The sequence below is a fragment of the Xanthomonas maliensis genome (assembly GCF_009192945.1).
Lineage (GTDB): Bacteria > Pseudomonadota > Gammaproteobacteria > Xanthomonadales > Xanthomonadaceae > Xanthomonas > Xanthomonas maliensis.
The window spans coordinates 1-12,332 of sequence record NZ_NSET01000008.1 but is presented as its reverse complement, the minus strand read 5'-3'; the positions used below and the strand labels follow the sequence as shown (position 1 = coordinate 12,332).

General features: G+C 68.0%; 8 protein-coding genes and 1 other RNA gene. 4 read left to right on the top strand and 5 right to left on the bottom strand.

Features of this window, described 5'->3' with window-relative positions; all coding sequences use genetic code 11:
* Positions 1–2: 2 nt before the first annotated feature.
* Genes CKY51_RS02675 through CKY51_RS02665 form a run of 3 tightly spaced genes read left to right on the top strand, consistent with a single transcriptional unit; the run spans position 3 to position 3,945 of the window.
* The gene (locus CKY51_RS02675; protein WP_022971694.1) at positions 3–2,654 is read left to right on the top strand and encodes a DUF802 domain-containing protein; all 2,652 of its coding nucleotides are present in this window, start codon (positions 3–5) and stop codon (positions 2,652–2,654) included.
* Entirely contained in the window at positions 2,651–3,292 is a 642-nt protein-coding gene (locus CKY51_RS02670; protein ID WP_022971693.1) for an OmpA family protein, read from the top strand. Before CKY51_RS02675 ends, CKY51_RS02670 begins: the two co-directional genes overlap by 4 nt.
* Positions 3,289–3,945, top strand: coding sequence for a DUF2894 domain-containing protein (locus CKY51_RS02665; protein WP_152248843.1), 657 nt, complete (start codon positions 3,289–3,291; stop codon positions 3,943–3,945). Before CKY51_RS02670 ends, CKY51_RS02665 begins: the two co-directional genes overlap by 4 nt.
* Positions 3,946–3,994: 49 nt before the next feature.
* Here the strand turns inward: CKY51_RS02665 and CKY51_RS02660 are convergent, their stop codons facing one another.
* The 4 genes from CKY51_RS02660 to CKY51_RS02645 all read right to left on the bottom strand — a co-directional run bounded on the left by CKY51_RS02660 (position 3,995) and on the right by CKY51_RS02645 (position 9,860).
* Positions 3,995–6,133, bottom strand: coding sequence for a TonB-dependent siderophore receptor (locus CKY51_RS02660; protein WP_022972326.1), 2,139 nt, complete (start codon positions 6,131–6,133; stop codon positions 3,995–3,997).
* A gap of 291 nt (positions 6,134–6,424) precedes the next feature.
* Entirely contained in the window at positions 6,425–7,693 is a 1,269-nt protein-coding gene (locus CKY51_RS02655) for a DUF3526 domain-containing protein (RefSeq protein ID WP_022972327.1), read from the bottom strand.
* Positions 7,690–9,126 carry an ABC transporter permease gene (locus CKY51_RS02650; protein ID WP_022972328.1) on the bottom strand — a complete coding sequence of 479 codons (1,437 nt, stop codon included), beginning with the start codon at positions 9,124–9,126 and terminating at the stop codon, positions 7,690–7,692. Before CKY51_RS02650 ends, CKY51_RS02655 begins: the two co-directional genes overlap by 4 nt.
* Positions 9,123–9,860 (bottom strand): ABC transporter ATP-binding protein, encoded by a 738-nt coding sequence (locus tag CKY51_RS02645; protein WP_022972329.1) that lies wholly within the window; start codon positions 9,858–9,860, stop codon positions 9,123–9,125. Before CKY51_RS02645 ends, CKY51_RS02650 begins: the two co-directional genes overlap by 4 nt.
* Before the next feature lie 808 nt (positions 9,861–10,668).
* Here CKY51_RS02645 and CKY51_RS02640 point away from each other — a divergent pair.
* Positions 10,669–12,186: an outer membrane beta-barrel protein gene (locus tag CKY51_RS02640; RefSeq protein ID WP_152248842.1), complete on the top strand. Its 1,518-nt coding sequence runs from the start codon at positions 10,669–10,671 to the stop codon at positions 12,184–12,186.
* A 4-nt stretch (positions 12,187–12,190) separates the two neighbouring features.
* On the opposite strand, the gene CKY51_RS02635 is transcribed toward CKY51_RS02640, so the two are convergent.
* Positions 12,191–12,267, bottom strand: a non-coding RNA gene (locus tag CKY51_RS02635) — sX9 sRNA.
* Positions 12,268–12,332 lie beyond the last annotated feature (65 nt).

The following is a 12,332-nucleotide window of genomic DNA, read 5'->3' as shown; positions in this document are numbered from 1 at the left end:
TCATGTTGAGAACCATCGTGCTGTCGCTTGTGTTTTGTCTCGGCCTGCTGGCCGTCGGCTGGGTCGGTATCGGCTACCTCGGTAGCCATCCGCTCGGCGCGGCGGTAGCCGCGGTCATTGCCGCCTGCTACTTGGTCGGCGCACTGGAGCTGTATCGCTACCGGCAGGCCACCGGCACGCTGGAAACAGCCGTCGATGCGCTGGAGACACCACCGGCCACGCTGGACGGCTGGCTGGAGCGGTTGCACCCAGGCCTGCGTCCGGCCGTGCGGCAGCGGGTGCGCGGCGAGCGCGCTGCCCTGCCCGCGCCGGTGCTGACGCCATACCTGGTCGGCCTGCTGGTCTTGCTCGGCATGCTCGGCACCCTGCTCGGCATGATGGCCACGCTCAAGGGCACCGGGCTGGCGCTGCAGAGCGCGGCCGATCTGCAGGCGGTGCGCGGCTCGCTGGCGGCTCCGGTGGACGGCTTGGCGTTCGCCTTCGGCACCTCCATTGCCGGTGTCGCCACCTCGGCGATGCTGGGACTGTTGTCGGCGCTGTGCCGCCGCGAGCGCGTGCAGGTGGTGCAGCGGCTGGATCAACGCATCGCCACCAGTTTGCATGCGTATTCGGCCGATCATCAGCGCACCCAGGCCTTGCAACTGCAGCAACAGCAGGCCGCCGCGTTGCCGCAGCTGGTCGAGCGTCTACAGGCGTTGATCACGCAACTGGATGCGCAGGGCGCGGCCAACGACACCCGCCGCACGGCCGAGCAGGCCGAGTTCCATGCCCGCACCGAAGCGGCCTACACGCGGCTGGCCGAGAGCCTGCAGCAGTCGCTGCACGCTGGCATGGCCGAGAGCGCGCATGCGCTGACGGCCGCCTTGCAGCCGGTCGTGCAGACCACCATGGCCGGCATTGCCGAGGCCACCACCGCACTGCAGGGCCGGCTCGATGACGCCGTGCAACGGCAGCTGGAGGCGATCAGCCAGGGCATGCAGGCCACCAACGCCGCCGCCGCCGACACTGCCGCGGCCGTGCGCGAGGCGCAGCAACGCAGCCAGCAGGCGCTGAGCGATCAGCTGCAGGCCGCGCTGGCGCAGACCGATCAACGCACCGCCGCGTTGCAGGCCGAACTACAGCAAGCCACCCAGCAACAGCTCGCCATGCTGGCCGATACTGCCCAGCGCAGCGCCGACACCGCCGACACCCATTGGCAATCTGCACTGGCGGCGCAGGAGCGGCACCAGCACGCGTCGCTGGCGCAGTGGCAGCTCACCCTGGAGCAGATCGCCCAGCACGCCGGCGCTGTGCAGGCACGCATCGACAGCGCGATCGAGCAGCAGCTGCAGGCGTTGGACAGTGGCCTGCAGCGCACCAGCGGCACGCTCGTCGACAGCTGGTCCAGCGCGCTCGCCGAGCAGCGCCAGGCCGCGCAAACGCAGCACGCGCAACTGCAGGAGGCGCTGGCACAGGCCAGTGACGAGGGCAGCCGCCTGCGGCAGCAGGTGGAACAGGCCGTGCAGCAGCAGTTGGAGGGGCTCACGACCAGCTTTGCCGACAGCACCGCGCGCGCTACCGCCAGTTGGACGGCCGCGGTGCGCGAGCAACAGCACAGCCATCAGGCGCTGACCGAAGGCCTGCAAGGCACGCTGGACGGCTTCGCCACGACCTTCGACACGCGTGCAGCGGCGCTGGTGGATGCCGTGTCCACGCGCCTGGAGCACGCCAGCTCCGCGACCGCCGAGGCCTGGACCCAGGCGTTGGCACAGCAACACGCCGCCAGCGCCGCGCTGGTCGACCAGCACCAGGCCACGCTGAGCGCGGCCGGCGCCGGCCTGGATGCGCATGCCGCCACGCTGGTCGCGACCCTGCAGCAGACCCACGGCGAATTGCAGGCCGCGTTGGAAGCGCGCGATGCCGAGCGACTCACGCGCTGGAACGCCGGCCTGGCCGCCCTCGGCGAGCAGTTGTCCACGCAATGGACGCAGACCGGCGAGCAGGTGCTGCAGCAGCAACAGGCGCTATGCCAATCGCTGGCCAACGACGCGGCCGAGCTGGCCGCGCAGGCACAGGCGCAGGCCAAGGCCACCATCGAAGAAGTGGCGCGCCTGCTGCAGGTCGCCGCCGAGGCGCCGCGCGCGGCTGCCGACGTGGTGGCCGAACTGCGCCAGAGCCTGTCCGACAGCATGGTGCGCGATACCGCGATGCTGGAAGAACGCACGCGCCTGCTGGCCACGCTGGAAACCTTGCTGGATGCGGTCAACCACGCCTCCACCGAACAGCGCGCGGCCGTCGATGCGCTGGTCGCCACCTCGGCCGACCTGCTGCAGCGCGTCGGCAGCCAGCTCACCGAGCAGATCGGCCAGGAGGCCGGCAAACTCGGCGAGATCGCCGCCCAGGTCACCGGCAGCGCGGTCGAAGTGGCCAGCCTGGGCGAGGCCTTCGGGAGCGCGGTGGAGCTGTTCGGCACCGCCACCGGCACGCTCAATACGCATCTGCAACAGGTCGCCGGTGCCCTGGATGCCTCGCTGGCGCGCAGCGACGACCAGCTGGCCTACTACGTCGCGCAGGCACGCGAGGTGGTGGACCTGAGCATGCTCTCGCAAAAGCAGATCATCGAAGAACTGCGCCAGCTCGAGGACCGCCGCGGTAACGCCGCGGAGAAGGCATGAGCGAGGAGATCGAGGTCGACGGCGACGCAGGAACGCCGGTGTGGGCCGCCTTCGGCGACCTGATGTCGGTGTTGCTGGGGGCGTTCGTGCTGATCCTGGTCGGCGTCATCGGCATGCAGCTGCAACTGTCCAGCCGGCTGGACGAAGCGCTGCGACAACAACAGGCCGAAGCACAGCGCCGCAAGAGCCTGGAGCAGGCGCTGGCCGGGCCGCTGGCGGCCGGGCGAGTGACCCTGGTCGATGGCCGCATCAATATCCGCGGCAATGTGCTGTTCGCGCTGAACTCCGATCAATTGCAGCCGGAAGGCCGTGCGCTGCTGCAAACCCTGGCCGGCCCGTTGGCGCAGTACCTCACCTCGCGCGAGCAGATCCTGATGGTCAGCGGCTTCACCGACGATCGCCCGGTGCTGGAGAGCAATCGCCGCTATGCCGACAACTGGGAGTTGTCGGCGCAGCGTGCGCTCACCGTCACCCGCGCCTTGATCGCCGACGGCGTCCCGGCCAGCTCGGTGTTCGCCGCCGCGTTCGGATCGCAGCAGCCGGTCGATGCCAACACCGACGAAGCCCGGCGTGCGCGCAACCGCCGCGTGGAGATCGCCCCGGTGCCGCGCCCGCGTCCGGCGACGGCCACGCCATGACGCTGCAGGACGCGCAGACACGGCTGGCGCACTGGCAGGCACAGGGCGAGGACACCGTGGACCCGTTGCAGTTCCAGCTGCTGCAGGCTCTGGCCCGGCGCGCCGACGCCTTGCAGGGACCCGCACGCGCGCAGGTGGAACAGCGCTTGGCGGCGCGCCTGCACAGCTATGCCGAGCGCGTGGACGCTGCACGCACGCGCGCCACCGAGACGCCCGCGGCGCGGGCCGCGCACGCGTCGCTGGCGACGCTGGTGGCGCAGTTGCGCGAGCACGCCGCCGCGCTGGAGGCCGACGCCGGTCCGGCACCGGCCGCGCTCCCCGGCGCCACCGATGCGTTCCCGGAGTTGCCGGCGCTGGACAGCTTTCGCCAGACCTGGGCCAGCGTGCGCACCGCCAGTCAGGTGCGCCAATCGCTGCAGCAGATTCCCGACGATGCCGGTCCGCTCAACTCGGCGGTGCTGGTGCAGCGCTGCATCGATCTGATGCGCGAGCGCTCGCCGGATTACCTGCAGCACTTTCTTGCCTATGTCGATGCACTGGCGTGGCTGGAGCAGCTGCACACCGGCGGTGCGCTGGCGCCGCAGCAACGGCCTGCCGTGGCCAGCGCCGCCCGTCCACGCGGGCGCGGCACCGGCAGCCGCCGACGCAGCTGAGCGCAGCTGGCCAGCGCACGGGCAGCCCGCTGCCGGCGCCAGCATCCGCTTAGAAGCGCAGCCGCACCCCCAGCGTCCAACTGCGCGGCGTGCCGGGATAGACCCACTGTTCGCTGTAGGAGAACGCGGCGTAACGGCGATCGGTCAGGTTCTCCACTTGGCCATACAGGCGCAGCCGCTCGCTCAGGTCGTAATGGCCGACCATGCGCCAGACCGTATAGCCCGGCAGCACGAAGCCGGTGTTGGTATCGACCGATCCCAAACGTGGCCCGGTGTGCATCACGCCCAGCCCGAGCGCGGCGCTGCGGCTGCCGCTCAAGGGCTGTTCGTAATTGACGAAGGCATTGCCGGACAGGCGCGCCACATTGGGAAAGCGCCGGCCCTGCGCCAGCCCCGTGCCCGCCGCGGCGGTGGAGCTGCGGGTCACGTCTGCGTCGGTATACGCCAGGCCCACCGAGGTGGCCAGCCGCGGGGTCAGACGTCCCAGCACGTCCAGTTCCACGCCCTGGCTGCGCATCTCACCCACCGGCAGCGAGAAGGCCGGATCGGCCGGATCCAGCGCCAGCACGTTTTTCTTGTCGATGCGGAACGCCGCCAGCGTGGCCTCCAGGCCTTCGTCGGGCTGCGCATACTTCATCCCGGTCTCCAGCGAACGGCTGCGTTCCGGCGCGAACTGACGTCCGTTCGCCCCGATGCCGCTGTTGGGGCGGAAACCGGCCGCCGCGCTGGCATACAACGACACCGCGGCGGTCGGTTCGAATACCACGCCCGCACGCGGACTGAACACGCCATCGCTCAGTTGCTGCGCACCGCCGTGCAATTGATCGTCGAGCTGCTGGCGATAGTGGTCGTAGCGCACGCCGAGCAAGGCCTTCCACCGCTGGCTCAGATCGATCTGGTCCTGGGCATAGATGCCCCACACCTGCTGCAGCTGATCGGTGTCGGTGATGGTCGCCAAGGTGCCCGGACGCGCCACGCCGTAGCGCGGCGCCAGCACGTCGAGGCTGTATGGCGTGCTGGCCGAACGCGCGCGTTGCTGAAAGCGGCGATCGTCGAAGCGGTTGCCGTCCACGCCGAACAACAGCCGGTGCAGCAGCGTGCCGGTCTGCACGTTGCCCAAGAGCTCGGCACGGGCAGCGAGGTCGCGTCCCTGGTAATCGCGATAGCGGCGCTCGCGCCGCAGCGTGCGGCCATCGGATAGCAACGACCAGGGCTCGGTCGAGAAACCACGGATACCGCTGTCGCGGTAGCTGGCCCCGCCCTGCAACGACCAACGCTCGCCCAGGCCATGCACCACGAACAGCTGGTGTCCGGTGGAACGCAGCGCGATGTCGCCGTCGCCGGGCTCGCCGAGGAAGCGTGAGGCCGGCAGGCGATTGGCATCGCCATCGATGGCGGTGACGCCGCGATCGAGCGGGGTGTGGATGCGCAAGGCTTCCAGCTCGTAGGACACGGTGGTCTCGGCGTTGGGCATCCACAGCAGCGACGGCGCCAGCAAGGTGTGATGGGTCTGGACGGTGTCGCGGAAGCTGTGCTGGTCCTTGCCCATCAGGTTGAGCCGATAGGCCAGGTCCTCGCTCAGCGGGCCGGTGGTGTCCAACGCCGCGCGATAGCTGTCGAACCGCCCGCCCGACAGATCCAGGCTGTGCTGCGGCTGGAACAGCGGCTTCTTGGTGACGATGTTGACCGCACCACCGGGCTCGCCGCGCCCGTACAGGGCCGACGCCGGCCCCTTGATCACCTCCACGCTCTGTGTATCGGCGGCATCGCGCAAACCGTTGTAGCCGCGGCTGGCGTTGAAGCCATTGACCATGTAGTCCGCACTGAAGTTGGGATCGCCGGTGAAGCCGCGGATCGAATAGCTGTCCCACAGGCCGCCGAAGTTGTTGGCCTTGGTGATCCCGCTGGCCAGTTGCAGTGCACCGGCCAGATCGGTGACGCCGGCATCCTCCAGCAGGCGGTGATCCAGGACCCGCGCGCTGATCGGCAGGTCGCGCAACGGCGCCTCGGTCTTGGTCGCGCCAGTGATCGTCAGCGCCCGGTACGGCACCTGCTGGCTGCGCACCTGCACGGTATCCAGGTCGCGCGCCTGCAGCGCGTCGGCCGCCGCCGGCGTGGAGACGGCGAACAAGGCAGCGAACAGGGAGAACGCGCCCGGCAGGCGGGGGCGAAGCAACGACGCGGTCATGCGGAAAGACTCCTGGGGCCGCGCACTACGATGGCGCGGGATGACGGGGTGGATAGACCAGCGGGTACGACGACAACGCGTTACGGGTGGCGTGATCGCCAGATGCACGGCGGTCGGCGACTGCGCGCATCCCCTGCCCATCCAAACGCCGTGACGCCTGGCTGCATGCAATCACCGCATCAGCCATGCAGTCGGCGCCTATGCGACACCCGGCCGTCGGGTCGACGGTGGCTGTCCAGGTCCCCGCCGATGCCGGGCCGCCCCCTGTCAAGCCGACAGGCGTGCATTGCGCTAGTCGTCGACAGGTTGCGGATCGTAACGGGGCACGCGGGCAAAGTCATCGGCGGTGAAAGGGCGATCGCGGAACAGATAGCCGTAATAGAAGCCGCGCAGCGCTGCGTGATAGGCGTGGATGCGATCCTGGTAGGCCAGCTGCGCCTGCAGATCGGTCCTGGCCAGACGCGTCAGCGCCGCCTGCATCGCCACCGGGGGCAACACCGCCGCCAAGCGCCGGGCCAGCGCCTCGCGACGCTGCAATCCTCGCCGATAGGCGGCAACCTGTGCTGCCACCGCGTGGTCGCCGTTGTCGTGAAAGGCGAAGTACCACTTGTAATGGAACGCGTCGGTCAGCGGTGCGGAGCCGGCCCATTGCCGATAGCGTGCGTAGAACGCATCCATCGTCGCCTGCCGCGGGATGTCCCAGGCCCGGTTGACCGCCTCGCGTTGCAGGCGGGCGATCTCGCCGCCCTGGTTGACCGGCACCGCCTGGTTGATCGCCACGTGCGCCAGCGCCGGCGCCACCAGGGCCAGCAATACCCAGCAACTGGCCAAGCCGATCGCATGCGCGGCCGGCCGCCACGGCAGGCGGCCCACCAGCAGCGCCAACACCGCCCAGAACACCAGGTAGCCAGCGGCCAACGCCACGACCGCCAGTGTTTGCCACCACGGCACCGGGTTCCACAGCGCCACCAGCACGAAGGGCAGCGCCACGCACAGCCACAGCGCCAGCACGCGCACCACCGCGCGCCGCAGCAACAATCCGCGGCTGTGGCCTGGCAACGCCGCGAGCATGCGCGCGCGGCCGGCCTCGCGCTCGCCCGACTGCAGATCGAACAACACCGCGATGACGAACAGCGGCAGCAGGAACACCAGCACGAAGGCGTAGTCGAAGCGCCCCGCCAGCGCCAGCTCCGGGTTATAGCTATCGCCGTCATGGATCTGCGCCTGCAGTCCCAAGGCCCGCACCCGCAGGATGTACGGCGCCACATCGCGCATGCCGATCGCAGCGAACGCCAGCGGCGCGGGCGGATCCCAGGTCGGATAGAAGCTGTAGTACGCCGCCGTGCCGGCGTCGTTACTGCGGGCAACATAAGCGCGTATCGCGGCGATGTCCTCGTCCTGCAATGCAGGCAGCTGGGCGATGTTGTGCCGTTGCACCTCGATGAAATGCTGGCCGGACAGCAGGCTGCACACGGTCAGCAGCATCAGCAGTGCCAGCCCGGCGACGCTGGCGCGTGCGCGCAACAGCAGCAGCCACTCGTACTTCCAAAGCGCGCTCATCGCCCGGCTCCCAGACGCCGCCCGGCCACGAGCAGCCCGCTGGCGGCCAACACTAGCCAGAGCGTCAGCCATGCGGCGGTCGCACGACTGCCACGCAGCACCTCGGCCACGTCCGGCGCCTGAAAGGCGAACACCGGCATCTGCTGCCAATGCGTGGCCGAGATGCGCTTGCGTCGGTCGGCACCGGCATCCTGTGCACTGTCGTCGGCCAGACTCACCGCATCGGCCTGCAACTGATTGAGTTGCTGCACCAGGGTGTAGCGGTAGTGCTCGGCCTGGGCCAGAAAGCGCAGATGCGCCCGCAGGTCGGTTTCGGCCAGGGTCATCGACAGTTGTCGCAAGGCGACGGTCGGGCTGAGCATCGCGAACAGCCGCACCCAGCGGTTCTGCGCATCCTGGATCCCGGCATCGCGCGCGGCGTAGCGCTCGAACAGGCTCGACGTCAGGCGTTCGCCTTCCAGCGCCAGCAGCCCTTTGTAATTGACCGGCAGGTCTTCGATTCGCTGGACCCCATAGCGCTGCAGCACCTGCTGCTTGAACTGGGCAAAATGCGGATCGTCGGGATTGTGGCTGTCGCCCAGCCGGCGCAGATCGCGCTGGATGGCGACGTCGGTTTCCAGTCGCGTCGGCAAGCGATCGGCTGCGCTGGCCACGTCCGGCGCCACGCGCGGCACCAGCACTGCCAAGGTCGTCCACACCGCCAGCGCGATCAACAGCGCATCGCGACCGCGTCGGCACGCCGCCGACACCGCCAGGATCAGACCGCACCACACCAGCAGGTAGCCGCCGTACGCCAAGACCAGCAACGCCACCAGAGGCGCCTGCCCCGGCAACACGGCAACCGGCAGCAGCCCGACCAATGCCGGCAGCAGGCAGATCGTTGCCACCACCGCCAACGCCAGCAACTTGCCGCTCAACAGCTGCCAGCGCGCCACGCCCTGCAACAGGAGCACGCGCAAGGTGCCGCGTTCGCGCTCGCGCGCCACCGCTGCATAGCCCAGGAACACCAGCATCAGTGGCGCCAGCACCTGCAGCACAAAGGCGGGCGTGAGCTGGCCGAAGCGCACCAACAACGAACTCTGCCTGACATCGCCGAAGTTGGCGGTGTTCTGCCGATGGCCTTCGAGAAACATGCTGTTGCCGGTGAACGCATCCACGCCGGCATCGAACGCCGCCAGCGCCGGCAGCGGGCGATAGATGAACTGGCCGTAATGCACCACGCGATGTGGATGCCGATCCGGCTGCGCCTGGAAGGCCTGCTGCGCGGCCTGCTGCTGGCGCGCGCGGTCGTCGGCGATCTTTCGCTGATGTTGGGCCGCCGTCAATGCGGCCACCAAGGTCAGCACCACCAGCAGCGACAGACCGATGGCAGCCGAGCGGTTGCGCGCCATGAAGCGCAGCTCTTCGCGGGCCAGCAACAGCACTGCCCTCATGCGGGCTGGCCTTGCCGGTGCGAGAAGCGCGCATGCAGCGCACGCACGTCGAAGCCGCTGTCGCCAGCGGCCATCGTCTCGACGATGCGCCCTTGCTCCAGCACGCCGATCCGATCGGCCACGTCCACCGCCCCCAGCAGGTCGTGGGTCACCATCAGCACAGCGGCACCGCGCTGGCGCACACCACGCAACAAGGCATTGAAGTCGGCGATCGCGCGCGGATCCAGGCCGGAGGTCGGTTCGTCGAGCAGCAGCACCGGCACCTCGCGCAGCGTCGCGACCGCGATCGCCACCTTCTGCCGCATGCCTTTGGAGAACCCCGCCAGGCGCTGCTGCCAGGCCTCGCGCTGCAGGCCCGCAGCGGCGAAGGCCTCGCCGATCTGTGTGGCGCTGCGGCGCTGCCCGGCCAATGCCAGCAGATAGTCGGCGTTCTCCAGCGCGCTCAGGTGCTCGTAGAGCGCCACGTTCTCCGGCAGATAGGCCAGCCGTGCACGCGCGGCATCCGGCGCGCTCACCGGATCGATGCCGTCCACCCGCAACTGCCCGCCGGCGGGCCGGACGAAGCCCAGCAACGCCGACAGCGTCGACGACTTGCCGGCACCGTTGCCGCCCAATAACGCGTAGACGCTTCCGGCAGCGACCTGCAGGTCCAGGCCCCGCAACACCGCCCGTCCGCGATAAGCGACGTGGAGATCGGCAATGGCGATCGCCGCAACAGGAAGGTCTGAGCGCATGGCACCGCGAATGTGTCAACGAAACGATACGTTATCACATTTCAACACAAGGCCGTCGAACGATGGCGCAATGCGGTGCTGCCGATGCCGTGCGGGGCGTCCGCAAGACGATCCGCTGCACGGCGATCCCTGGGGTCTGCACCGCTTTGATCGCCATCATGACCACTGCGTTGACATCGAAAGCGCATCGCATCGCTTGTCGTCTGACGGACCCTCGCAGGCTGCCGTCACATGGCAGCGCGGCCACGTCACCGCATGCGAGCACCATGCCGCGTTGGTGGCCTCATGGTCGACCATGCACTGGGTTGCTGCAGCCGGTCGCGTCGCTGCTCGACAACGCGCCGACGGTCCAAGCATGCACAACGCTACGGCCCAGCTCGAATTTACGAAGACTTTATACGGAACGCTGTGCGCTTTGCAGCGAAGATATCCGGCGATTTCTATACTTTGCCCGCTGTTGCAAGGGGCATGAAATCGATGGTTATCACTGTGCATGTCGCTGCTGGCGATGCGGGTTTGAAGGCGTCATGGCGATCAGCTTGGCGCGATCACGCAGCGTATCCCGGTGCACTCGCCATGCATGCATTGATTGCGGACTTCGCCGTCGGCGCGGCGCCACTGTGCAGCGCTGACGACCGCTACGCATCGACCTACGCAATGGGTGCTTCCTAACACCCGGCCTGAGCGCTTAGCCCCCCCCGCACTCGCCACGTGGCCGCACGGGATCTGCGTCCACGTGGTCGCGCACCCCGTGCGTTTTCCTACCAATCACACCAAAGAGGACGGCTCGTCACGAGCCGATGTTGAGATGCACCTGAAGATTCGCCCCTTAGTCGCGTCCCTGGCCCTGCTCTATGCCGGCAACACCGTTGCCGCGGATGCTTCGGCTCCGCTGTCGGTCGCCACGGCGGACACGCCGGAACAGAGCACCACCGTCGCGGCCACGCCCGCCAGTGCGGATTGTTCCAATGGTTTTCTCTCGCGCTTGGCCGCGGCCTATCGCGAAAACGCGCAGCCAGCCGATCCGAATGCTCCGACACCGGCCCGGCGCGGCATGGAATCGCCATTTTCCTCGCCGCCGTTCCCGTCCGCCGAATGGCAGCTCGGCGGTGTGGACTATCCGGTCGGCGTGCCCGACGAGAATGCGCAATACCCGCTGGAAAAGTCGCTGGCCTGCACGCACGTCGGCCAGTGGATGCAGCGCCATCGCATCGAGATGTACGGCTGGATCAATCCGTCATTGAACGCCAGCACATCCAGGACCAGCAACTATCCATTGTCCTATGCCGCACGTCCCAACCGCGGCGAGTTCGATCAATTCCTGTTCCGCCTGCAGCGCCTGCCGGACACGGTGCAGACCGATCACGTGGATTGGGGTTTCCACTTCGACGATCTGTATGGCTACGACTACCACTTCACCACGATGAAGGGCGTCACCAGCGACCAGTTGCTGCACCACCCGCAGCCCAACAGCGCCTTGAACGGCAAGATCTACGGCAACGACCCGATGATCGCCTATGTGGATCTGTACCTGCCCTCGGTGGCGCAAGGCATGCTGATCATGGCTGGCCGCTATCTGTCGCTGCCGGACATCGAGGCGCAGTTCTCGCCGAACAACTATCTGGTGACACACTCGTTGATGTACACCGTCGATGCCTATACCAATATGGGCATCCTCACGACCACCAAGCTCAGTGACCAATGGATGCTGCAGCTGGGCGTGCACGGCGGCGACGACAGCGCGATCTGGGATGCGACCAGCCGTTTGAGCGCGCAGGCCTGCGTGCGCTGGGTATCCAAGAGCAATGACGACATGCTGTACCCCTGCGTGGAGTCGTACAACCACGCCTCGCAGACCTACAACAATCTGCAGGAGTTCGTGCTGACCTGGGGGCATCGCTTCACCCCGCGCGTGCACATGCTCACCGAGGCCTACCACCTGTACGTGCGCAACCAGGCGCTGGCCACCGACCCGTCGCAGTCGCATGCACCGACCGGCCAGCCTGGTTATGCACTGGGAGAGGCACCGGATTTCCCGCTGGGGCACAGCTCGGCCGATGCGGTGGTCAACTACCTCAACATCGAGCTCAACCCGAACAACATGATGTCCATTCGTAACGAAGTCCTCAACGATCATGCAGGCCAGCGCACGGGCTTTGCCACCCGCTACTCGTCGCATACGATCGGTCTGACCCACTGGGTATCGCAGGATCTGGAGATCCGCCCGGAACTGCGCTACGAGAGGGCCTACGACTTCCCCGCCTATGACGGCGGGCACAAGAGCCATCAGGCCACGGCGATGATCGACGCGATCCTGCATTACTAACAGCGGCTAACACTACGTAGCGAGCAAGCCGTCAGGTGGGCGCGGACGGCGCGCAGGAACCGCAGTGTACGCGTGGTACATGAGGATTCCGAGCACCGGCCGCGTCCGCCTGGCGGCTGCGCAGTCGTTTTATTGGCTGCTCTAAG

Excerpts from the sequence above, each read along its gene's own strand:
- CKY51_RS02655 (WP_022972327.1), bottom strand. The coding sequence starts at position 7,693 with ATGAGCGCGCTTTGGAAGTACGAGTGGCTGCTGCTGTTGCGCGCACGC.
- CKY51_RS02675 (WP_022971694.1), top strand. The coding sequence starts at position 3 with ATGTTGAGAACCATCGTGCTGTCGCTTGTGTTTTGTCTCGGCCTGCTG.
- CKY51_RS02650 (WP_022972328.1), bottom strand. The coding sequence starts at position 9,126 with ATGAGGGCAGTGCTGTTGCTGGCCCGCGAAGAGCTGCGCTTCATGGCG.
- CKY51_RS02665 (WP_152248843.1), top strand. The coding sequence starts at position 3,289 with ATGACGCTGCAGGACGCGCAGACACGGCTGGCGCACTGGCAGGCACAG.
- CKY51_RS02640 (WP_152248842.1), top strand. The coding sequence starts at position 10,669 with ATGCACCTGAAGATTCGCCCCTTAGTCGCGTCCCTGGCCCTGCTCTAT.
- CKY51_RS02670 (WP_022971693.1), top strand. The coding sequence starts at position 2,651 with ATGAGCGAGGAGATCGAGGTCGACGGCGACGCAGGAACGCCGGTGTGG.
- CKY51_RS02660 (WP_022972326.1), bottom strand. The coding sequence starts at position 6,133 with ATGACCGCGTCGTTGCTTCGCCCCCGCCTGCCGGGCGCGTTCTCCCTG.
- CKY51_RS02645 (WP_022972329.1), bottom strand. The coding sequence starts at position 9,860 with ATGCGCTCAGACCTTCCTGTTGCGGCGATCGCCATTGCCGATCTCCAC.